23 protein-coding genes are annotated in these 21,975 nt (G+C 64.4%); 13 read left to right on the top strand and 10 right to left on the bottom strand.

The annotated features are described in order from the left end of the window. Window positions 1-67: 67 nt before the first annotated feature. Genes HAP48_RS12650 through HAP48_RS12640 form a run of 3 tightly spaced genes read right to left on the bottom strand, consistent with a single transcriptional unit; the run spans window position 68 to window position 2,820 of the window. Window positions 68-1,084 carry a sugar ABC transporter substrate-binding protein gene (locus tag HAP48_RS12650; protein ID WP_166213525.1) on the bottom strand — a complete coding sequence of 339 codons (1,017 nt, stop codon included), beginning with the start codon at window positions 1,082-1,084 and terminating at the stop codon, window positions 68-70. Window positions 1,085-1,120: 36 nt separating this feature from the next. Continuing rightward, complete coding sequence (locus HAP48_RS12645; RefSeq protein ID WP_166213526.1) at window positions 1,121-2,092, bottom strand: ABC transporter permease; 972 nt, start codon at window positions 2,090-2,092, stop codon at window positions 1,121-1,123. Continuing rightward, entirely contained in the window at window positions 2,089-2,820 is a 732-nt protein-coding gene (locus tag HAP48_RS12640; RefSeq protein ID WP_166216455.1) for a TetR/AcrR family transcriptional regulator, read from the bottom strand. Before HAP48_RS12640 ends, HAP48_RS12645 begins: the two co-directional genes overlap by 4 nt. Before the next feature lie 371 nt (window positions 2,821-3,191). Here HAP48_RS12640 and HAP48_RS12635 point away from each other — a divergent pair, with 371 nt between their 5' ends. Next, window positions 3,192-3,383 carry an MJ0042-type zinc finger domain-containing protein gene (locus tag HAP48_RS12635; protein ID WP_029083160.1) on the top strand — a complete coding sequence of 64 codons (192 nt, stop codon included), beginning with the start codon at window positions 3,192-3,194 and terminating at the stop codon, window positions 3,381-3,383. Window positions 3,384-3,426: 43 nt separating this feature from the next. On the opposite strand, the gene HAP48_RS12630 is transcribed toward HAP48_RS12635, so the two are convergent. Next, a complete protein-coding gene (locus tag HAP48_RS12630) occupies window positions 3,427-4,449 on the bottom strand; it encodes an AraC family transcriptional regulator (RefSeq protein ID WP_166213527.1) in 1,023 nt (340 codons plus the stop codon). A 462-nt stretch (window positions 4,450-4,911) separates the two neighbouring features. On the opposite strand from HAP48_RS12630, the gene HAP48_RS12625 reads away from it, so the two are divergent. The 7 genes from HAP48_RS12625 (at window position 4,912) to HAP48_RS12595 (ending at window position 13,121) form a co-directional block, all read left to right on the top strand. Then, the gene (locus HAP48_RS12625) at window positions 4,912-6,564 is read left to right on the top strand and encodes a fatty acid--CoA ligase (protein ID WP_166213528.1); all 1,653 of its coding nucleotides are present in this window, start codon (window positions 4,912-4,914) and stop codon (window positions 6,562-6,564) included. 43 nt (window positions 6,565-6,607) lie between these two features. Next, complete coding sequence (locus HAP48_RS12620; protein WP_166213529.1) at window positions 6,608-7,084, top strand: MaoC family dehydratase; 477 nt, start codon at window positions 6,608-6,610, stop codon at window positions 7,082-7,084. Then, complete coding sequence (locus tag HAP48_RS12615; protein ID WP_166213530.1) at window positions 7,081-8,784, top strand: alpha/beta fold hydrolase; 1,704 nt, start codon at window positions 7,081-7,083, stop codon at window positions 8,782-8,784. Before HAP48_RS12620 ends, HAP48_RS12615 begins: the two co-directional genes overlap by 4 nt. After that, window positions 8,777-9,742: a poly(3-hydroxyalkanoate) depolymerase gene (gene phaZ, locus HAP48_RS12610; protein WP_210292831.1), complete on the top strand. Its 966-nt coding sequence runs from the start codon at window positions 8,777-8,779 to the stop codon at window positions 9,740-9,742. The genes HAP48_RS12615 and phaZ overlap by 8 nt, the downstream gene beginning before the upstream one ends. Window positions 9,743-9,758: 16 nt before the next feature. Then, window positions 9,759-10,187, top strand: coding sequence for a phasin family protein (locus HAP48_RS12605; RefSeq protein WP_166213532.1), 429 nt, complete (start codon window positions 9,759-9,761; stop codon window positions 10,185-10,187). 98 nt (window positions 10,188-10,285) lie between these two features. Next, window positions 10,286-11,503 (top strand): acyl-CoA dehydrogenase family protein, encoded by a 1,218-nt coding sequence (locus HAP48_RS12600; RefSeq protein ID WP_166213533.1) that lies wholly within the window; start codon window positions 10,286-10,288, stop codon window positions 11,501-11,503. Window positions 11,504-11,576: 73 nt separating this feature from the next. Further along, window positions 11,577-13,121: an acetolactate synthase large subunit gene (locus tag HAP48_RS12595; protein WP_166213534.1), complete on the top strand. Its 1,545-nt coding sequence runs from the start codon at window positions 11,577-11,579 to the stop codon at window positions 13,119-13,121. A gap of 13 nt (window positions 13,122-13,134) precedes the next feature. On the opposite strand, the gene HAP48_RS12590 is transcribed toward HAP48_RS12595, so the two are convergent. The 4 genes from HAP48_RS12590 to HAP48_RS12575 are packed head-to-tail and all read right to left on the bottom strand — an operon-like array spanning window position 13,135 to window position 15,759. Beyond that, the gene (locus HAP48_RS12590; RefSeq protein ID WP_166213535.1) at window positions 13,135-14,370 is read right to left on the bottom strand and encodes an MFS transporter; all 1,236 of its coding nucleotides are present in this window, start codon (window positions 14,368-14,370) and stop codon (window positions 13,135-13,137) included. Next, on the bottom strand, window positions 14,367-14,696 hold the full coding sequence (locus HAP48_RS12585) for a hypothetical protein (RefSeq protein ID WP_166213536.1): 330 nt from the start codon (window positions 14,694-14,696) through the stop codon (window positions 14,367-14,369). Before HAP48_RS12585 ends, HAP48_RS12590 begins: the two co-directional genes overlap by 4 nt. After that, the gene (locus HAP48_RS12580) at window positions 14,683-15,258 is read right to left on the bottom strand and encodes an isochorismatase family protein (RefSeq protein WP_166213537.1); all 576 of its coding nucleotides are present in this window, start codon (window positions 15,256-15,258) and stop codon (window positions 14,683-14,685) included. Before HAP48_RS12580 ends, HAP48_RS12585 begins: the two co-directional genes overlap by 14 nt. Window positions 15,259-15,306: 48 nt before the next feature. Then, window positions 15,307-15,759, bottom strand: a complete 453-nt coding sequence (locus HAP48_RS12575; RefSeq protein WP_166213538.1) for a MarR family winged helix-turn-helix transcriptional regulator — start codon at window positions 15,757-15,759, stop codon at window positions 15,307-15,309. 67 nt (window positions 15,760-15,826) lie between these two features. On the opposite strand from HAP48_RS12575, the gene HAP48_RS12570 reads away from it, so the two are divergent. After that, window positions 15,827-16,123: a RidA family protein gene (locus HAP48_RS12570; RefSeq protein ID WP_338028989.1), complete on the top strand. Its 297-nt coding sequence runs from the start codon at window positions 15,827-15,829 to the stop codon at window positions 16,121-16,123. A 180-nt stretch (window positions 16,124-16,303) separates the two neighbouring features. Here HAP48_RS12570 and HAP48_RS12565 read toward each other — a convergent pair whose 3' ends face one another. After that, window positions 16,304-16,816 carry a hypothetical protein gene (locus HAP48_RS12565; protein WP_224497036.1) on the bottom strand — a complete coding sequence of 171 codons (513 nt, stop codon included), beginning with the start codon at window positions 16,814-16,816 and terminating at the stop codon, window positions 16,304-16,306. Window positions 16,817-16,880: 64 nt separating this feature from the next. Here HAP48_RS12565 and HAP48_RS12560 point away from each other — a divergent pair, with 64 nt between their 5' ends. The 4 genes from HAP48_RS12560 (at window position 16,881) to HAP48_RS12545 (ending at window position 20,604) form a co-directional block, all read left to right on the top strand. Further along, window positions 16,881-17,951: a sensor histidine kinase gene (locus tag HAP48_RS12560; RefSeq protein WP_166213539.1), complete on the top strand. Its 1,071-nt coding sequence runs from the start codon at window positions 16,881-16,883 to the stop codon at window positions 17,949-17,951. A 152-nt stretch (window positions 17,952-18,103) separates the two neighbouring features. Next, the gene (locus HAP48_RS12555) at window positions 18,104-18,760 is read left to right on the top strand and encodes a response regulator transcription factor (RefSeq protein WP_029083136.1); all 657 of its coding nucleotides are present in this window, start codon (window positions 18,104-18,106) and stop codon (window positions 18,758-18,760) included. Between the two features lie 139 nt (window positions 18,761-18,899). Then, the gene (locus tag HAP48_RS12550) at window positions 18,900-19,280 is read left to right on the top strand and encodes a hypothetical protein (protein WP_224497035.1); all 381 of its coding nucleotides are present in this window, start codon (window positions 18,900-18,902) and stop codon (window positions 19,278-19,280) included. Window position 19,281: 1 nt separating this feature from the next. Next, window positions 19,282-20,604, top strand: a complete 1,323-nt coding sequence (locus tag HAP48_RS12545) for a hypothetical protein (protein WP_166213540.1) — start codon at window positions 19,282-19,284, stop codon at window positions 20,602-20,604. 26 nt (window positions 20,605-20,630) lie between these two features. Here HAP48_RS12545 and HAP48_RS12540 read toward each other — a convergent pair whose 3' ends face one another. Beyond that, complete coding sequence (locus HAP48_RS12540) at window positions 20,631-21,965, bottom strand: IS1182 family transposase (protein ID WP_166202952.1); 1,335 nt, start codon at window positions 21,963-21,965, stop codon at window positions 20,631-20,633. Window positions 21,966-21,975: the final 10 nt, after the last annotated feature.

The following is a 21,975-nucleotide window of genomic DNA, read 5'->3' as shown; positions in this document are numbered from 1 at the left end:
AAAGGCGTTCGATTTGGGAGATCGACGTCCCGGGCGTGACCCGGGACGTCGAGCGGGAATGGCCGGGCTATTTCTTCAGGTCACTGAGATTCCAGCACGCGGTCGGGCTGTCCGCGTTCTCCTTGGTGATCGGAATCAGCGTCGTGTATTCCGAACCCTTGATCGAGCCGGCCTTGGCGCCGGACGACAGCAGCCATTTGATCGTGCCGGCCATCTGCGCGGCCTGGGTCGGCACGTCGTAGCTCATGTTGAGGTCGAAGGCGCCGGACTTCACGAGCTCGCAGGCGCCCTTGCGCTCGCCGCCGCCGGAGGTCGCCACGAACACCTTGCCGGTCAGCCCGGCTTCCTTCACCGCGGCCGCGGTGCCGATGTCCATGCCGTCCCAGAAGCCGACGATGCCGCAAAGATCAGGATTCTGCTTCAGTACGGTCTGGGTGATCGCCTTGGCCTTCGCGGCATCCCAGTCGGCCGCCTGGCTCGACACCACCTTGATCTCGGGATGCTTGGCGAGCACGTTCTCGACGCCCTTGAGCGTGTAGGCGCTGGCCGCCGCCGAGAGCGCGCCCTGCACGATGGCGATCTTGTTCGACTTGCCCTGGCAGGCCTTCACCACCGCTTCGGTGTCCCGCTCGCCGATCTCGATCCAGTTGGCGCCGACGAAGGCCGAAGAGCGATAGGCCGATCCCATGTTGATCTGGATGACGTAAATGCCTTCGTTCTCGGCGCGCTGCAGCAGCTTGGCATAGGTCTGCACGTCCGGATTGTGGATCACCATGACGGCCGGCTTCTCCGAGATCAGCGAGGTCACGGCCTGCGCGCCGGCATTGGTGTTCCAGTTCGGATCGCGGATCTCGAACTTCACGCCGAACGGCTCGAGTTCCTTCTTCATGCCGGCGTACCAGCCTTCGGTGAGGTCGAAGTTCATGGCGACCGGAACGTAGGCCACCGTCTTGCCGGCGAGAGCCTCCTTGAACGGCTTCTGGAACGGCTCGTCGAGGCCCTGCTGGGCCAGGGCCGGTGCGGCGATGGCCGCAAGCCCCAGTGCTATGGCGGTCACCTTTGCAGAACTGACAATGCGCTTCATCGCTTCCTCCTTGGTTATGGTTGTTTCTCTGCTTGATCAGATGTCGCCCTGCTGTGCGGTTTCTTCGTTGCGCGGGTTCAGGAATGAATCCGTGATGACCGCGAGCAGCAGGACGACGCCTTTGACGAGATTTTGTCCGGCGTAGGAGATGTCCATGATGGTCATGCCGTTCAGCATGGTGCCGATCAGCAGCGTTCCGATGATGACGTTGAGCACGCCGCCGCGGCCGCCCGACAGGCCGATGCCGCCGAGCACGACGACCAGGATGACGTCGTAGATCAGGGTCGAATTGAAGATGCGGGTCGGCATCGAGTTGACGGAGGCCGCCATCACCAGGCCCGCGAAGCAGCCGATCAGCGCCGCGACGACATATTGCAGCACGATGATCGGGCGCGAGGGGATGCCGGTGACGCGGGCCGCATAGGGATTGTCGCCGATCGCGTAGATGTAGGCGCCCCAGCGGGTCCGGCGCAGCAGGAACGCGACCACCACGCAGGCGATCGCGAACATCACGATCGAGGTCGGGATGCCGACGATAGTACCTTGTCCGAGCCGCTCGAAGCCTTTCATGCCGTCGCTCCACTGCACGACGTCGAGCTGGAACAGCGCGGTCTGGCCGAGGCCGGCGAGCAGCAGGCCGGACGCGAGCGTCGCGAACAGCGACGGGACCTCGGCGTAGGCAATCAGCCAGCCATTGACCAGGCCGAAGCCGATCGTGAGCAGCACGGCCGTCAGCAGCGAGGCCGGCAGCGAGTGGCCGTTCTGCACCATCTGCAGCACGAGCCCCGGAGGTACCGCGAGGGCTGCGATCAGGGAGATATCGATGCCGCGCCCGATCACGACGATCGCCATCGCAAGCCCGAGGATGCCGAGCACCGCCACGTTCTGCAGCAGCGTCAGCATGTTCTCCGGCGTCAGAAAGCCGCGCAGGAAAATCGAGAACACCAGGAAGAGGGCAGCAAATACCGCGAAGACGATCTCCTGCTGATTGAACCGCAATCGCTTCATTGCCTCGTCCTTCCTGCGGCTATGGATGCGCCCGTCTGCCTGGATTTTGCGCGGGAGGTGGTCGCGACGCGGCTCGGACGCGCCCTGCCGGCGACCGCGGCGTCGATAAACGTGCCGACGGCGCTGATGTAGGCCTCGATCGAGGTGCCGCGTCTGCGGTATTTCCAGCGTTTGACGTACCAGTCCTGCAGCAGCGGCTTGATAAGCGAGGCCGTCAGCGTGATCTGATCGATCGCGAAGACCCCGCTGGCGACGCCTTGCCTGAGGACGTCCGCGATGATCTTCTCGGTCATCACCTCCATCTCGATGGCGCGCTGGCGTTCTGCGGCCGGAAACGACTTCGCTTCCATGAAGCAGAACACGAACCAGGGCTGCATCGCCTCGCTCATGCGAATATGGGTCGCAATGATCCAGTGCAGATGCTTGCGCGCATCCTGCTTGACGTTGGCGGGCGGTGAGTTGAGCACCTCCGCCGCCGTCTCGGCGACCTCGCCGAGGATCATCGACAGCAGCGTCGGCTTGCTGTCGAAATAGGTGTAGAGGCCGCCCATGCTGAGGCCGGAGGCCTCCGCGAGCTGGCGCAGGGTGGTGGCGTGAAAGCCGTGCTTGTTGGAAAGCGTGAGCGTCGCGCCGATGATGCGCGTGAGGTTCGGAACGGCGAGATGGGTTTTCTGGACCCGGATGGATTCGCGATGACGTTCGAGGATGCGTGCGCAAAGCACCTCCATCGCGAACGCATTCGTCCCCGGCCGCTGACGCGCGAGACCCAATTTGCCTCCCTGGCTATGTTCCCGGACCATTTCATTTTGTTGCTGGTCCGGGTGTGGGCTTTGCGCCCTTGCGTCATTCCTAGCCTACGAAACGGCCGTCGGAAAAGGGGGATGAGCAAACTTTCTGAGAGAGCGCTCGCTCGTTTTTTGGTGCGCCGCGTTGCTTGCCCGTGGCCCAGCGTTGCTGTCGCGGCTCTCGGGAAGTTTTCGGTTGAAAGGACAGCACAAATTCCCGGTGCTTTGGTCGACCTGCATCCAGCCCGGCGGCCGTCACATTTCCGACGATGGGTGTGTGAGAAAACCCTGGAGAGCAACCGCTTGCTGATTCGATGCGCAAATCCGATGTGACTTGTCCCCATTGCGAGGCCGGCTATCGCCGGATCGAATTGACGTCGAAGGGTGGCACCGCAGGTGAGTTTCGCTGCCTGGTGTGCGGCCACATGATCGAGCTGATGGATGGTTCGACCGATGTCGCGTTTCGGCTGACCGTGCAGCCGAGCAAGACGTCCTACGCTTTCTAGGACCGGTACCACCCAAGCGGACGACGTAAGGTCGCGGCTGAAGCTATTCGCCGCGGATATCGCTCGGCGCCTTGTTGGTCCAGCGGTGGAACGCGCGCCGGAAGTTTGCCGCATCGCTGAAGCCGAGCGCCAGCGCGATGTCTTCGTTGGCCAGCGTCGTGTTGCGGAGATATTTCAGGGCAATCTGGGTGCGCAGCTCGTCGTGCAGTCCGCGAAAGGAAAAGCCCTGCTGACGAAGCTGGCGCCGCAGCGACCGGTCGTTGACGCCGAGCTGCTTGGCGATGGCCTCGAACGTCGGGGGATTTGCGATGTCGCGGAGCAGGATGGCGCGAATTTTGCCGGCAACGCCGGTTCGCAATCTCAAATCTCCAAGCAAGTCGTCGCAGAGCGCCACGATGGTCGGATATGTCGTCTTGTTGCCGAGATCCGCGCTCCGGTCCAGCAATTGCGCCTTGAAGACGATCTGGTTGGCCGGCTGATCGAAGCGCACCGGGCATCCGACATGGTCGAGCGGGAGATCGAAGTCCGCCGCCTGCGGGTAGGCGAGCGTGATTTCGGAGGGGACAAAGCCCGGCCCCATGATGTCGCGCATCAGCGAGATGTGGATGCCGATCTGCATCTCGGCGACGAACCGGTAGAGCGCGGAATCGGCAAACGCGTGCAGATTGGGCTCGATGGTCCATCTCGCATGGGCCTTGTCTTCAGTGAAGTCGATCGCAGCCAGCGGCGCCGCCAGCGCGTGGTAGCGCATCGCGAATTCCATCGCTTTGCGGAAGTCCGGGCAGCACAGCAGCGCATAGCCGTACATTCCGTAGGTCGAGATGTGGATCGATGCCCCGATGCGATAGGGCAGATGACGGTCGGTCGACAGGCGAAGCGCGTTTTGACAGACCGTTATCAGCTGCGTCAGCGAGATCCGCGCTTGCGGCGAATGAACCTCGGCAAGCGCAATGTTCGTGTTGCGCAGGATGGCGTCGGCCGGGACGCCGTGACTCGCCAGCATGTCGAAGACGGCGCCGAGCTTGGTTGTCTCGTAGACCTTGTCGCCGGCGCCGACGCTCAGCATGTCGCTGCGAGGGCCCAGGGGTCTCTTCGGTCGCGTGGTTGGTTGCAACTCGCACCAGCCTTTCCTGCGGCGCAGCAAATAAAGACGACAACGTTTGAGGAGATCCAGCTTCTCCGACGCGGCGGATTGCTGCTCGCCATCATCACGGAACATAGCTGGTTCGCGGCACAACCCAAGCCATATCAGTAGTCATATAAGCAGACATATCAGCGGGTTCGTCCTTGTTGCAAAGCAGCGGAGAGCCCGTCGAAAAGACGCTGCGGCCGTCGATGAGAGCAGCTTGTCCGGCTAAGACCCCGCCAATGTCCGTTTCGGACCTTCACAAATCTCGGGCGTCACGCGAGGCTTCGTTCTAATGTCACACGGTCAGGCCGTCGTGACAAAGACGGCAGACCACTCGATCCGCTCGCTTAAGAATCGCGGACGTTGGCCGGAGGACATGCCAGGTCGAGGGAGGCTTCCATGGTTGGAAGACTGATTCAGACTGCCCAATCCGCCTATCAATATCCACTCATTTTCAAGCAGCTCTGGCACACGCCGCGCGTGCAGGCGCCGGACCAGGAGATCGTCTATCGCGATCTCAAGCGCTTCACCTACCGGCAGACCAGAGAGCGGATCGGCCGCCTCGCCTCGGCGCTCCGCAAGGCAGGCGTCGAACCCGGCGACACCGTCGGCGTGCTCGAATGGGACAGCCACCGCTTCCTCGAAGCCTTCTTCGCGATCCCGATGATGGCGGCCGTGCTGCAGACGGTGAATGTCCGTCTGTCGCCGGAGCAGATCGCCTACACGATCGATCACGCCGGCGCATCGACGCTGCTGGTCAATGACGAGTTCGTCGGATTGCTTGATGGCATCAAGGCGCAACTGCCCAAGGTCAAACGGCTGATCGTGATGTCGGACAAGCCGTCGCCGCAGACCGGCGGCCTGTCCTTCATCGGTGAATATGAAAGCCTGCTGGCTGCCGCTTCGCCCGACTACGACTTTCCCGATTTCGACGAGAACACCCAGGCCACCACCTTCTACACGACAGGGACGACCGGCCTGCCCAAGGGCGTCTATTACAGCCACCGCCAGCTTGTGCTGCACTCGCTCGCCGGGCTCGCGCTGTTCGGCATGGCAGGCACGCAGGGCCGTTTCTCGCGCGACGACGTCTACATGCCGATCACGCCGATGTTCCACGTTCACGCCTGGGGCTTCCCCTGGTCGGCGACGCTGGCCGGCACCAAGCAGGTCTATCCCGGCCGCTACGAGCCGGGGATGCTGGTCAAGCTGATCAAGAGCGAAGGCGTCACCTTCACCCATGGCGTGCCGACCATTCTGCAGATGCTGCTCAACGCCGCCGCTGCGGCGAACGTCGATCTCAAAGGTCTCAAGATGGTGATCGGCGGCTCGGCCTTGCCGAAGGCGCTGGCCAAGCAGGCGATGGCAGCCGGCATCGATATCTTTGCGGGCTACGGCATGTCCGAAACCGGCCCGCTTGCGGCGGTCTCCCATGTTCAGTCCAAGGACCTCAGCGGCGATCCCGATGGCGAGGTCGAATTCCGCACCCGCGCCGGCATCGCCGGCCCGCTGGTCGACCTCCGCATCGTCGATCCCGACATGAAGGACGTGCCGCATGACGGCAAGTCCGCCGGCGAGATCGTGATGCGGTCACCCTGGCTCACCCAGGGCTACTTCAACAATCCCGAGGGCTCGGAGCAGCTCTGGGAGGGCGGCTATCTGCACACCAGCGACATCGCCGTGGTCAGCCCGGGCGGCTACGTCCACATCACGGACCGGATCAAGGACGTGATCAAGACCGGCGGTGAATGGGTCTCGTCGCTGCAGATCGAGGATCTGATCACGCAATGCGCCGGCGTTGCCGAGGCCGCGGTGATCGGCGTCAAGGACGAGAAATGGGGCGAGCGGCCGCTCGCGCTGGTGGTCAAGAAGCCCTCCGGTGCCGACGGCCTCAGCGACGTCGCCATCAAGGACCATCTCAAGGTGTTCGCTGACCAGGGCGTGATCTCGAAATACGGCATCCCCGGAACGATCCTGTTCATCGACAGCATTCCCAAGACCAGCGTCGGCAAGATCAACAAGAAGGAGCTGCGCGAGCAGTACGGCAACATGTGACCAGCGCAAGCGCAGCCGAGAAGGGATCGAGGAGAACCACAAGATGAGCAACCTCACGCTTGCCGGCCTGGGCGAACATGTTGGACGGGAGCTCGGAATCTCCGACTGGGTCACGGTCGACCAGCAGCGCATCGACGCCTTTGCGTCCTGCACCGGCGATCACCAGTGGATTCATGTCGACGTTGAACGGGCGAGGCGCGAGAGCCCGTTCCGCGGTCCGATCGCGCATGGCTATCTGACGCTCGCGATGGTGGCGCCGCTGGCGATGCAGGTCGGCATCATCCCGCGCGACGCCGCAGCCGGGCTGAACTACGGGATCGACAAGGTCCGCTTTCTGGCGCCGGTGCCGTCCGGCGCCCGCGTGCGGCTGCGCGTCGTGCTTGCCGGCATCGAGCCGAAGGACGGCGGTCAGGTGATCATGAAGACCCAGAACACGCTGGAGGTCGAAGGCTCGGAAAAGCCCGCGCTGATCGCCGAGACGCTGGCCCTTCTGATTCCCGCGGCGGGAGCAAAGCGATGAGCACGGAAAATCGCAGTCCGGATTCGCCGGCGTCTGACGTCTCCGAGGCGGCGTCCAGGAATACGCTGGCGCTCAATCCACTGGTCGGCATCCAGGGGCAGGACCTCGTCGAGGGCGCCGGCATCCTGTTCAAGGCCGTCATCAACGAACCGAAGGTCGCAACCGAGCAGTGGCTGTCCTTCGTCGGCGAGCTCGGCTCCATCGTGTCCGGCAAGTCCGAGCGCGCGCCGAAGGCGGGCGACAAGCGGTTTGCCGATCCGACCTGGAAGGAGAGCTCGCTGCACTCCGGCCTGCTGAAGGCCTATCTGGCGTGGGGCGAGGCGGTCAACGGCCTGGTCGACAAGACCAGCCTCAGCGATATCGACAAGCAGCGCGCGCATCTAATCACGGAAATCCTGATTGACGCCGTCGCGCCGACCAACACGATGCTCACCAACCCGGCGGCGGTCCGCAAGTTCATCGACACCGGCGGACAAAGCCTGTGGTCCGGCCTGAAGAACTACATCGGCGATCTGACGCAGAATCGCGGCATGCCGTCGATGGTGGACATGAGCGCCTTCAAGGTCGGCGAGAACCTCGCGACCACCCCGGGCGCGGTGATCTTCCGCAACGAGCTGCTCGAATTGATCCAGTACACGCCGACGACGCCGACGGTCAGGAAGCGGCCGCTGGTGATCACGCCGCCGCAGATCAACAAGTACTACGCGCTCGACCTCTCGCCGGACAAGAGCATGGTGCGCTTCCTGCTAGAGAGCGGCATCCAGGTGTTTGCGGTGAGCTGGCGCAACCCGACGGCGGCGCACCGGGACTGGGGGCTCGACACCTATGTCGCCGCGCTGGACGAGGCCGTCGACGCAGCGCGCGAGATTTCCGGCAGCGAGGACATCTCGATGATGGGGTCCTGCTCCGGCGGCATCACCGCGTCAGCCTATTTCGCGACGCTCGGCAGCGCCGCCGAGAAGAAGATCAAGAACCTGGTGCTGGCGGTCTGCCTGCTCGACCCCAACTCGGCCGAGGAGAGCACGTTCGGCTGCCTGATGACGCCTGAGACCATGCGCGCGGCCAAGGCCTCGTCGCAGCTGCGCGGCATCGTCGACGGCCATGACCTGGCGCGGATGTTTGCCTGGATGCGGCCCAACGATTTGATCTGGAATTACTGGGTCAACAATTATCTGCTCGGCAACCAGCCACCGGCGTTCGACATCCTGTACTGGAACGCCGACACGACCCGCCTGCCGGCGGCGCTGCATGGCGACTATCTCGATCTCTATTTCTCCAACCCGTTCGTCAACGCCGGCAGGCTTAAGCTCAACGACAAGACCATCGACATGAGCAAGGTCAAGGCCGACAGCTACGTCGTCGCAGGGGTGACCGACCACATCACGCCGTGGAAGGGCGTCTACAAGACCGCGCAGATCATGGGCGAGGGCACCACCTTCGTGTTGTCGAACAGCGGACACCTGCAGAGCCTGATCAATCCGCCGAGCAATCCGAAGGCGTCCTTCATGATCGGGCCGATCTCCGCGGACAAGCCCGATGCGTTCATGGCTTCGGCCGAAAAGCGCAAGGGGAGCTGGTGGCTCGACTGGCGCGACTGGCTGCAGCCGCGCTCGGGCGACGAGGTCAATGCGCCGGCCGCGCTCGGCAGCGCGCGCTATCCGACCCTTGCTGCAGCACCAGGAACCTACGTCTTTGACTGAAGATCTCACCAGCGCCGACAAGGCAAGTCCGGCAAAGGTTGGACCAGCAGCCGCAACGCAGCGCGGCGCGATCGAGACACGGCAGATCACGATCGACGGCCAGCTGCTCCAGGTGGCGATCCGGCACGGTGACGGCGGCGCCCCGCCGCTGTTGCTGTTCAACGGGATCGGCGCCAATTGGGAGCTGGCGCGGCCGTTCCTGGAAGCGCTCACCAATACGACCGCCATCATCTTCGATGTGCCCGGGGTCGGCGGGTCGCCAAGGCCGGCATGGCCCTATCGCCCGTCAACGTTGGCGCGGCTCGCCGCCGATCTTGTCGCAGAGCTCGGCCATGCCGAGGTCGATGTCGCCGGCGTGTCGTGGGGTGGCGGAATCGCGCAGCAGTTCGCGCATCAGTTTCCAAAACGCTGCCGGCGGCTGGTGCTTGCCGCGACCGCGCCGGGTTTCACCATGGTGCCGGCAAGCCCTGCGGTGCTGTGGAAGATGGCGACGCCGCGCCGCTACACCGACAAGGGCTACATGAAGACGGTCGCCGCCGACATCTATGGCGGGGCGTTTCGCGATGACCCGTCTCTGATCGGCCGACATGCGGCCGCGATGCATGGCGCGCGCAGCATGGGTTACTTCTATCAGCTGCTCGCGATGACCGGCTGGACCAGCCTGCCCTGGCTGTGGTCGCTGCCGCAGCCGACGCTGATCCTGATGGGCCGTGACGACCCGCTGGTGCCTCCGATCAATGGCCAGATCATGGCGAGCCTGATCCCGAATGCCGAGCTGCACATGATCGACGACGGGCACCTGTTCATGGTGACGCGGCCAAAGGAAACCGCCGGCCTGATCGAGGCATTCCTGGCTGACGAGAGCCGTCAGGCCGCGGCGTCATCGCTGCTCTCGCGCACCACCAGTTACCTCAGGGATCTCGTTCCAACGTCTGGAGACGGGCGGCAAAAATCGTAACCACAGGGAGGACGTCATGACGGATAACAGCTCATATATCGATATGCTGCGGAAGTTCGGTAGTGATCTCGGCTTGCCGAAGCTGAACGTGGACGAATTGCTGCAGGCCCAGAAGAAGAACCTCGAAGCGCTCGGCCAGAGCGCGAAGGTCGCGGCGCAAGGCGCGCAATCGGTGGCGCAGAAGCAGCGCGAGGTGCTGGAGGCCGGGCTGCGCGAGGCCTCGACGCTGGCGCGCGATTACAAGCCGCTCGGCAAGGTCCATGAGAACCTCACCCTGCAGACCGAATTCGCCCGGAAGATGTTCGATATTGCGGTGAAGGGCGCCCAGGACAGCGCGTCGACCGCACGGCAGTCGACCACCGACGCGGTCAAGATCATCCAGGACCGCATGAAGGAAAGTTTCGAGGAGTTCCGCAGCAGCGTCCGTCCGAACAAGCCGACCTGACGTTACGACGCGACGAAACCCGGCAGGACGTCGCGTTCTGCCGGGAGCGCGAGATATCAGGGCGAAACATCGCCACGCATCAGGGAAGGGAGGACACCATGGCAAACGCGCAGGCAACACGGGCGGCCAAGCCGGACTACGTGCCGCCGCCAATCAACGGTGATTTCTACGGGATTGCCAACGTCCTGAACGAGACGGAACGCGCGCTGGTGCGGCGCGTGCGCGAGTTCACCGAAGGCGTGGTCGCGCCCGTGATCGAGGAGTTCTGGGCGCGCGACGAATTTCCGTTCGCGGTCATTCCGAAGATGGCCGAGATCGGCATCGGCGGCGTCGGCTACCAGGGTTACGGCGCGGCGGGCGGCAGCTGGCTCCTGAACGGCTTCGTCGCGATGGAATTGGCGCGAGCCGATTCCTCGGTGGCGACCTTCTGGGGCGTCCATACCGGCCTGTCGGCGGGCTCGATCTATCTGTGCGGCGACGAGGCGCAGAAGCAGCGCTGGCTGCCTTCGATGATGCGCTTCGAGAAGATTGGCTCGTTTGGTCTCACGGAGCCGCTGGTCGGCTCCGCCACGTCGGGCGGGATGCTCACGACCTGCCGCCGCGAGGGCGACGTCTGGATACTCAACGGCCAGAAGAAGTGGATCGGCAACGCCACCTTCGCCGACATCAACGTGATCTGGGCGCGCGAAGAGGGCTCCAACCAGGTCAAGGGGTTTGTCGTGGCCAAGGACAATCCCGGCTTCTCGGTCGAGAAGATCAAGACCAAGATGGCGCTGCGCGTGGTGCAGAACGGCCTGATCACCCTGAAGGACTGTCGCGTTCCCGAGGCGGACCGCCTGCAAAACGCCAACACCTTCAAGGACACCGCCAAGGTGCTGCGCATGACCCGCACCGGGGTGGCGTGGTTCGCCGTCGGCTGCGCGATGGGCGCCTATGAGCATGCGCTGCGTTACGCGACCGAGCGGCAGCAGTTCGGCAGGCCGATCGGCGGCTTCCAGCTGGTGCAGGATCTCCTGGTCAGGATGCTCGGCAACGTCACCGCGACGCAGGCGATGATGTTGCGGCTCGGGCAGTTGCAGGACGACGGCGTGATGCTGGACGAGCACGCCTCGCTGGCGAAGGCGTTCTGCACCGTCAAATGCCGCGAGACCGTCGGCTATGCGCGCGAGTTGCTCGGCGGCAACGGTATCCTGCTCGAGAACCATATCGGCCGCTTCGTGGCGGATGCCGAGGCGATCTATTCCTATGAGGGCACGCGCGAGATGAACACCCTGATCGTCGGCAAGTCGATCACGGGATTGAGCGCCTTCGTCTGACATGACGGAACCGAATGCCAAGGTGGGAACATCATAACGAGCCAGGCGATCAACCGCACGACGGAGAAGCGGAATGAACGGCGCGGAAAGTCTTTTGCGGACGCTGGTCGAATCGGGTGTCGAGGTCTGTTTCGGCAATCCCGGCACGTCGGAGATGCACTTCGTCGCAGCTCTCGACAGGGTCGCGGGCATGCGGGTCGTGCTTGGCCTGTTCGAAGGCGCGGTGACCGGCGCGGCCGACGGCTATGGCCGCATGGCAGAGAAGCCCGCCGCGACGCTGCTGCATCTCGGGCCGGGACTCGCGAACGGGCTGGCCAATCTCCATAATGCGCGACGCGCGGCGACGCCGATCGTCAATATCGTCGGTGACCACGCGACCTATCACGCGCAATATGACGCGCCGCTCGCTTCCGACGTCCATGGTTTCGCACGGCCGGTCTCGGCCTGGGTGCATTCGTCGGCAAGTGCCCAGACTGTCGCTGCGGACGGAGCTCGTGCCGTTGAGGCAGCGCTGCAATATCCCGGTCAGATCGCGACCTTGATCCTGCCGGCCGATACCGCCTGGCTGGAAGCCGATCGCCCGGCGCCGGCCTTGCCGAAGCCGATGCCGGTAGAGGTTTCGACCGAGGCGATCGACCAGGCCGTGGCCGCGCTCCGGTCCGGCAAGAAAACCATGATGCTGATCCGCGGCGCCGCGCTGAAGGAGCGCGGGCTCAATGCGGCCGGCCGGATCGCCGCGGCGACCGGCGCACGGATCGCCTGCGATACCTTCGCGCCACGTTGCCAGCGCGGAGCCGGCCGCGTGCAGGTCGAGCGCATTCCCTATTTTGCCGAGCAAATCGTCGAGTTCATGCGCGGGACGGAGCAGCTCATCCTGGTCGGCGCCAAGCCTCCGGTCAGCTTCTTCGCCTATCCGAACAAGCCGTCCTGGTGCACGCCCGAGGATTGCAGGATTCTCCATCTCGCCCACGCGCATGAGGATGGCGTCGTCGCCCTGGAGGCCCTTGCCGACGCAGTGAAGGCCGCGGGTCGGCCGCTGCACGTCGGCACATTGAACAAGCCGGACATTCCGGCCGGTCCGCTTGATGCGCGCACGGCCGGACAGGTCATCGCCCATTATCTGCCTGATGGGGCCATCATTTCCGACGAAGGCGCGACGGCAGGGGGCGGCGTGCATCGATTTGCAGCCAATATCGCGCCGCACGATCATCTGACGCTGACAGGTGGTGCGATCGGGCAGGGCATCCCTCTCGCCACAGGCGCCGCCGTCGCCTGCCCGGACCGGAAGGTCGTCTGCCTCCACGGTGACGGTGGGGCGATGTATACGCTGCAGGCGTTGTGGACGCAGGCCCGGGAGCGGCTCGACGTCACCACGGTGATCTTTGCCAACCGCTCCTACGCGATTCTCAACATCGAGCTCGGGCGGGTCGGAGCCGGCGATCCCGGACCCAAAGCCTTTTCGATGCTCGATCTGCACAATCCCGAGCTTGACTGGGTCAAACTTGCGTCCGGCATGGGCGTAGAGGCGAGCCGCGCAACCTCGGTTGAGGAATTCGCGAGCCAGTTCGCCAGCGCGATGAAAGATCGCGGTCCCCGTCTGATCGAGGTCATTTTGTGATGGACCAAACTGCTTACCGCTTCACTGCGGGCGGCAGGTCGCTTGCTTCGACATCCCGTTGAGACAGGAACGTGATCGCCACGATCGCGGCGGCAAAGCCGGCGGCGGCGCCGACCCCGAGCGCCCAGCGCGGGCCGAGATGATCGGCAACCCAGCCGACAATCGGTGCGCCGATCGGTGTGCCGCCAAGCGCAACGCCGAGCCGCAGTGCCATCACGCGTCCGCGCATCGCGGGCTCGGTCGAGAGCTGCATCAGCGCGTTCGAGGTGTTGGTGACGGTCAGCGCGGCGACGCCGATCACGACGAGTGCCGCGGCGAACAGCCAGTAGTTCGGCGCCAGCGCCGCCAGCGTGCAGCCCAGTCCGAAGATCGCTGATCCCAGCGTCAGCGAAGCGAAGCGCGGCTGGTCGCGGCTTGCGGCCAGCAGCGCACCCGACATGGTTCCGAGCGCCATTATCGACGACAGCAGGCCAAAGCCGCGCGCATCGGTGTGGAACACGCCGACCGCCATGGTCGAGATGAAGATCGGGAAGTTCAGTCCGAAGGTGCCGATCAGGAACAGCATGATCAGGGTCGCCCGGAGATCGGGGCGCGACCACACATAGTGGAAGCCCTGCATGACGCTGCCCTTGGTGCGATGTGCCCGCGCGTTCGGCCGCAGCTCGGAGGTGCGCAGCAGGGTCAGCGACGTCAGCACCGCGAGGAACGACGCGCCGTTGAACAGGAACGCCCAGCCGGTGCCGACGGAGGCGATGATGAGCCCGGCGACGGCGGGCCCGATCATCCGTGCGGCGTTGAACGAGGTCGAGTTCAGCGCGATCGCGTTCGAGAGGTTGGTGTCGCTGACCAGCTCGGCGACGAAGGTCTGGCGCACCGGGGCATCGAGCGCGGCGGCACAGCCGAACAGGAAGGCGAACACATAGACGTGCCAGAGCTGCACCAGTCCGGTGACGGTGAGAATGCCGAGCATCAGCGCGAGCGCGCCCATCGTCGCCTGCGTTGCCATCAAGAGCTTGCGCTGGTTGAAATGATCGGCGGCATAACCGGTCCACGGCATCAGCAGCAGCTGCGGTCCGAATTGCAGCGCCATCACGATGCCGACGGCGGACGCGCTATGCTGCGTGAGCTGGGTCAGAACCAGCCAGTCCTGGGCGGCACGCTGCATCCAGGTGCCGATGTTGGAGACCAGCGCGCCGGCCGCCCAGACCCGGTAGTTGAAGCTTGCCAGCGATCGAAACACCCGTCTCATGTTCGCTGCGGTTCATTGCCGCCGTGAAAACGTCCGAACCGCCGCGCCAGGAACAGGCCGATCAGGAGGCCGCCGAGGCCGAGCGCTGCGACGTCGCTGGTGGTCCTCAGGCCGAAGTCGCCGACGCGGCAGACCAAGAGATATCCGACGGCGAGGTTGAAGAAGCCCCACACGATGTTGACTGATGATGACGACAGGCCCTCGCCGGGCGGTTTTGCGAACGGACTCTGGAACGGCTCGCCCATCATGCCGGCGACGACGTGGGGGATAGCGTTGGTGAGGAAGGCGCCGCCAAAGAAGTAGGCGACGAGGTCAAGCCAGTTCATGCGCGTTGGTCCTTTCAAGGAGGTCGATGATCCCCTGCGTCGAGCCGGCTTCGCCGAGCCGCGGGAATACGTGTTCGATGCTGTAGGCATGCGCGTTCGGCCGCACATCGGTCATGGCGTCGACGGCGAACGTGACGTTGAAGCCCGCCTCATAGGCTTGCCGCGCGGTGGATTCGACGCCGGTGCCGGTCGCGACGCCGGCAATCACGACTTGCGTGACGCCGCGGGCTCTCAGCTGGCTCTCGAGATCGGTGCTCGCAAACGCGCCCCATGTCCGCTTGGTCACGACAATGTCGTCCGGCTGCCGGTCGAGCTCCGGGATCAGCTCGGTCCAGCCATCGGGAAACTGTCCACCATGGCGCGGCCGCTCGGTGCGTCCCGGCGCAACGCCGTCAACATTGACAAGCACGATCGGCAGTCCGCGCCGCCGGAATGCGCTGATGAGCGCGCAGGTCCGCGCCACGACATCTGCGAACGGATGCATGAAGGGCGAGCCGACCAGCCCGCGTTGCAGATCGACGACGATGAGCGCGGTGACCGGATCGAGCGTCGTCAGAGCCATCATCGTTTCCTTGTCCAGCGGATGTTGCCCGCGATCGGCGCGGCCGCGTCAATCGTTGACCAACCGCTTCAGCAGGCCGACGGCCGCGGCGAGCTCTTCCTGCTCCCGCGGCGACAGCCGCGCGGCGATGGTGCGCGACAGCCAGTCCTGCCGCGCCGCGCGGCCGGTGCGCAGCCGCTCGCGGCAGGTGTCGGTGAGCGACATGATGGTCTGCCTTCCGTCGTCCGGATCGGGCGCGCCGCGGACCAGGCCCGCGGCCTCGAGCGCTGCAATCGCCGAGCTCATCGACTGCGGACGCATGCCCTCCGATCGCGCCAGGCTGGATACGGTCGCGGGGCCGTGCTTTTCGAGACGAAGCAGGACCGCAACCTGGGACGGCGGCAGGTCCTCGCGTTGCCCTTGCTCGCGAAGCCGGCGCTTCAGCGTGCCGATCAGCAAACGAAGGTCTTCGGCGAGCGCGGAGGTGCGCGCCGAGCCGGTACGGGCGGGTGAACTATTCATGTCGGCTGATTAGCCGATATGAAGGTAAACTGTAAAGATTAACTTATCAGCTAGACTTCATAATCAGGTGATCGGCGCTCTGCCGCCCGGCGGCACCATCGCCGACGACACCAGCGTCTCGATGGGCGAGCAGACCCGCAACATCCTCGGCAAGATTTCGGGCTATCTGAAGCAGGCCGGAACGGACCCCTCGCGTATTGTCAGCGTCTCGATCTTCGTGACCGACCTGTCGAAGAAAACGGAGATGGACGCGGTCTGGACCGAGTTCTTCGGCGACAATCTGCCGGCGCGGGCAACGGTCGGCGTCGCCGATCTCGGCGGCGGCGCTCTCATCGAGGTGGTGGTGACCGCGCTCAAGGGCTAAAGCATGATCCGGAAAAGTGCATAGCGGTTTTCCGAACAGATCATGCTCAAACGAGAACCATGATCCGGACCCGACGGGCCGCGTTAGCGCAAAGTGCATAGCGGTTTTCCCTCGCGACAAACGCGGAACGCGTTTGCGCGGAGATGATGCGCAGACAGGAGCCCAGGGCGCGATGAGGGTTCAATCTGAACTCATCGCGCCCTGGACCACGCCGTCCGCCGTCGGATCTGCATGAATTTCCCGCGCGCGCTTGGTCACGGCCGCGTAGCGCGCCGTTGCGCTGAGGCTCATCAGGCCGGCGCGCACCAGTCCGAGAATAGCGCGCCGGGAGTGGAACGGCCCGGTCTTGCGCGCGGCATATCCGCGCGGATAGAGCTGCAGGCGGCCGGCGAGAGCCTCCTGCAACGCCACCTTCTGGGTGGCACTCAGGCGCCGGCGCCGTGCAGGCTTCTCTGCTTCCGCCAACATGCGCAGCTCGATGCGCGACGATTTTCGTGGCGCGGCCCTCATTGTCAGCTCACATTCCGGTCGACTGGCGCGGCGTCCCGCGAAGCCCAGCGCCGGGCTGGCATCGTCATGGACGCCGGCATGTGGCACAACATGGCTTGCGCTGTTGCTCATCGTGAAACAAAACCGCATTTCGAGCGGCAGCGGCATCTGACGAAAGTCAGGATCGGTTGTGACGAAAGTCATATTCGTTTGCGGCCGCCGCGGGCTTACGCCAGAGTGGGCTGCTCGATGAGCAAATGGGCAACGCATGATCGATCTGAGCGCGGATTTGCTTGCGGCCGCAGAAGCCGATGTCATCGGTCTCGCCGTCATCGCTGCCGACCGGCGCATGCAGCGGAAGATCGGGCGGCTGGTCGAATGGCTTCCCGCCATCGGCGTCGATTGCTGCGAGTGCATGCTGCTGGTCGGCATGGAAGCCGAATTGGCGGCGCTTGCCGAGGGCCAGCGGGACATGATCGCGCTGGCCGGTGTGCGCGGCGCCTCGCCTGACATCACGCAGCCGATAACGGCGGTGGTGCGGTGGAATGGCGCGCAGTCACACTACTTCGTGATCGCCATGCCGGATTTCGCGGGCCGTCAGGTCGAAACGCTGCTCGGCAGCGAGCGCCGGGCCCGCCGCCTGATGGAGCAGCAGCTCGATGCGGCGAGCGCGGAGGTGCGCTTTGCCTCGCTGGCGCGGACCCGGCTTCGGCTGGCGCGCGATCTGCACGATACGCTGGTGCATTCGATCGTGGCGCTGCTGACCCAGATCCGACTGATCAGGCACTATTTGTCGGCCGATCCCGCACGCGTGGCCGACAGTCTCGCGACCGCGGAAGACGCGGCGGCGAGCGGCCTTTCGCGTGCCCGCGAAGCCATCGATCGTCTGCGCACGCCCGACGATCTGAAGCTCGATCCCGATGTCGAGGGACTGCTGAGCGATTTCGCCGCACGCAGCGGCGTCAGGGTCTCGATCCAGATCGACGAGCAGGCACGGCCCGGCTTGCGCGACTGCGGCCTGACCGTTCAACGCATCCTCTCTGAGGCGCTGCGCAATGTTCAGGCACATGCGAAGGCGCGCCGCGTCTCCTTTCACGCCTTCGCCGAGCCGGCCGCGGTCGGCCGCAAGCTCGTTGTCGAGATCCGCGATGATGGCCGCGGCTTCGATCCCGCGGAGCCTACTCCAGGACATTTCGGATTGATTGGCATGGCCGAATTTGCTGAACTTGTCGGCGGAAGCTGCGCGGTGGAGAGCGCGCGCGGCCAGGGAACGCTGGTCCGAATCTCGCTCCCCGTGGCGGCGCTGCCGACAGCGTCTGCCGGCGTGCTGGCCGATTGATGTCACGGCCCGCGCATTGAGCGCGTTTTTTCGAGCTAAGTGGCTACCAGTTCGCGTAAAGTAGCGCGACCGACAAGAGGATGAGAGCATGATCCGATTCGATCGGATCATGCCTTGGAGCGAGAAGACCTTCGAGAGGATGACGGAAGCCCGTGAGCAGGATTGAGAAGGTACGGGTGCTGATCGCCGAGGATCAGACGCTGATCAGGGAAGGTATCGCGACACTGCTTGCCCAGCAGAACGACGATTTCGAGATCCTGCCCGGTGCTGCCGACGGCGAGCAGGCCATTGAATTCGCGCGGCGCTATCGGCCGGACGTCATCCTGATGGATTTGCAGATGCCGCGTGTCGACGGCATCGCCGCGACCCAGCGGATTCTCCGCGAGCTGCCGCAGACCCATATCGTGGTGCTGACGACGTTCGAGACCAACGATCTGATCTTCGAGGCAGTCAGCGCAGGCGCCAAGGCGTATCTGTTGAAGGACGCCAGGATCGAGGAGATCGCGGGCACGATCCGCGCCGTGATCAACGGCCAGTCCGGGCTGTCGCCGAGCGTCGCCGCGCGGATCCTCGACGAGTTCAAGCGGCTGCGCGGCCCGCGCGTCTCGGCGAAGCTGCCGGTTCGCGACGGGCTGACGGCGCGGGAGAATGAAATTCTCACGCTGATCGTCGAGGGCAAGAGCAACACTGAGATCGGTGAACGGCTGCATTTGGCCGAAGGAACCGTGAAGAACTATGTCAGCACGATCCTGGAGAAATGCCAGGTCAAGAACCGTACGGAACTGGCAATAAAGGCAATCACTTACTAGAAATAATTGCCCCTAACCGCACAACCACGCGGTTGATCCGGCTGAGATTGCTCGCCTTGCTCTGGGCCGCGCCCGTAAAATTGGCTATAGGATTGTTTCGGATTTGCTTTTTGACACCGCACGTCCGGATCGCGCAGCCATGAGTAAGCAGGGAATGACCATGAAGGGTATCGAGCGCCAGACCACCGATGGACTGGCAAACGCTCCGGCGGCCGGCAACGGCGCCGATCCGGCGGCGCATGGCATGGCGGCGATCGATCAGGTCCGCGATCTCTTGTTCGGCGGCGCGCAACGCTCGCTCGAGACCAACCTCTCGGGTCTGCGCGAGGAGATGCAGGCGCAGCTCAAGCAGATGCAGGCGGACTTCACCAACGAGCTCACCGCCCTGCAGGCGCGGCTCTCCGACCTCGAGCGGGACACCGAGCAGAAGCGCCTCGACTCGCTGAAGGATGTCGGTGCGGCCATCACCCAGCTCGGCGCTGCGATCAGCGAATTGGGATCGGGCCGCTCGGGCAATTAGCATGGCAGCTGCTGCCGGCCAGAACCGCGAGATCGAGCAGCTCAAGACATTGCTGTTTCAGCCCGAGGCGACGCGTCTGACGTCGCTGGAGGCCGATCTCGACTCGCTGCAGCGATATGTCGGCAACGCCGACCGCCTGGAGACGGCAACCGCCGGCATCCTGGTGGAGGCGCTGGAGCGCGCCGAGGTCAACCGGCCGCGCGAGCTTGCCAGTGCGATCGCGCCGGTCGTCGTCTCCGCGATCCGGAGCGAGATCAAGAATTCGCGCGAGCAGATGATCGAGGCGCTCTATCCGATCGTCGGCCGGCTGGTCAGCGCCGCGGTGGCGAATTCGTTCCGCGAACTGGTTGCTTCGCTCGAGCAGCGCATCAACGCATTGACCTCGGCCCAGCTGTGGGTGGGACGCGTCAAGTCGCTGGTGACGGGACGCCCGATCAGCGAATTCGTGCTCGCCGACAACCCGCCGCGCGTCAACCGCCTGCTGATCATCGAGCGTGGCAATGGCCGCCTGATCGCGGACTGGAAGCGCGACGCCACCGCCGACGAACGCGCCGACCTGCTCAGTGCGATGGTCGCGGCGATCCTGGAATTCTCGGTGCAGGCGCTCGCCGGCGAAGGCAATCTGCAAACGCTCGATTTCGGCGGGCGGCAGCTCGCGCTGCGCGCCTCGCCCCGCTTCATCCTGGCGGCGGAGTGCCTCGGGCCGCTGCGGCCCGCCGACAATGCCAGGATCAATTCGCTGTTCTTCGATGCGATCGAGCGCATCGACCGCGGCGCGGATTGCGATGGGCCGATGCTCGCGTCGCTTGCCGGCTCGATCGAGACCGATGACACCCCGCGCAGGATCGCGAGCCGGCGCGGCAAGGTTATCCTGCTCGCCGTGCTCGCGGCGGTGGCCGGGCTGCTGCTCTGGCTTGCGGTGACGTCGGTGACGCGCAGCCTGCTGGAGCGGCGGACCCACGCGGCGCTGGAGCAGCTAGCCGTCAAGCAGCCGTTGCTGGCCTCGTTCCCGCTCCGGCTCGACTTCGATCACGGCAGTCGCAGCGTGGCGGTCTCGGGTATCGAGCCGAGTCAGCTGGAGACTGCGCCATTGCTCGACGCGCTCGGCGCTGCGGCGGCGCCGTACAGGATCGTCAACCGCATCGGCCTGGTGTCCGCACCGGAGCAGGTCGCGGCATCGCAGGCCGGCATCGCGGGTCTGCAGCGGAGCATGGCGCGCCTGCAGGCGAGCCTCGATCAGATGCGCGAGACGATGGGCGCGCAGGCCCAGTCGGGCGACCAGAAATATGCCGCGCTAGGAGCCCGTCCAGATATGTTTTCGTGACGGGCATTTGTTGTAGAGTAGCAGGCTCAGGCTGCGTTTGCGAGGTTGAACAGCTTGAGGAGGTTATGGACGGTGCAGATCATTGTCCACTCGGCGCGCACTTTCTCGATGCCCCGCAACAGGAACTGGCGGAAGCCTCTTGCCTGTTTGATCTGCCCGAACACCGGCTCCACCACTTGCTTTCGCAATCGGTAGGGTGTTTCGAAGCCGCCATCGTCGATCTTCTTTCGCATGGCCTGTGTCAGCGGGCCGCCGACTTTTCCGTTCGCTACTGTCGGGTGTTTGGCGCGTCCGGGCGCGACATAGCCATCGATGCTGCGTGTGTCGAGCGCTTCGAGATTGGCTTCGCTGCAGTAGCCGGAATCCGCTGAGGCCTGCCGCGGCTTGCGGCCAAGATTGCTCTCGATGGCCTCGATCAGGGGCACCAACTGGCCCTGATCGCTGCCGTGCTGGGTCAGTTCTTGCGCGACAATGATCTGGGCATGTGCATCGACGGCCGCCTGGGCATTATAGGCCTGAACGAAGCCATCCTTCGACTTCATGATGCGGCTTTCCGGATCGGTGAAGTTGCGTTGCGCCTTGGGATTGGGTTCCTCCGATGGCAGCGCCGCCGGTTTGCCCGGCTTCTTGCGGCCTTCGGCCTGGCGCTGCTGTTCCTTTTCGGCCTCGATGCGGCGCTCTTCCTCCGCCGCCAGTTTGGCGTCCGCTTCCAGCGCCGCCATCGCTTGCTGGATCTTCGCCAGCCGTTTCTGCTTGTCGACGGTCCAGTCCGGCAGTTCGTCGCTGTTGCCGAAAGTCTCATCCTCCGAGGCATCCGCCGCCTCGGCGGCCGCCAGCATGCGAGCGACCTCGGCCTTCAATTCCGCCTCGCGCTTCTTCATGCGCTCATAACTCATCGCCTTGTGTTTCGACGCGTTCGCCTTGATCTTCGTACCATCCAGCGCGACATGACCGAGCTTGACCAGCCCGGCCGTCTCGCACAACTTCAGAACCTGCACGAATAGCGCGCCGAGCGCCTTCAAATGTCGCTTGCGAAAGTCGCTGATCGTCCGAAAATCCGGCGCATCCAGCGCCACGATCATCACAAAATCGTTCCGCTCCCGGCAGGCCTTGGCAATCCGACGCGACGAATACAGCCCACTCGCATAGCTATGCAGCAGCAGCGCCACCATCATCCGCGGATCAAACGGCGGCTGCCCAAGCCCGCTCACATAGCTGCCCATGATCTCCCTGAGATCGAGGCTCTCCCGCACCAGATCAACCATAAACCGCGAGACATGGCCTTTCGGCACGAAGTCCTGCACATTCGGCGGCAGAAGCAGCGTCTGATCGATGTTCCAAGGCCGAAAATACTTGCTCATCGCCCAATGT

It is taken from the genome of Bradyrhizobium septentrionale, from assembly GCF_011516645.4.
Classification (GTDB): domain Bacteria; phylum Pseudomonadota; class Alphaproteobacteria; order Rhizobiales; family Xanthobacteraceae; genus Bradyrhizobium; species Bradyrhizobium septentrionale.
Note: the sequence above shows the minus strand (reverse complement) of the source record. Positions and strands in the feature narration are given on the sequence as shown.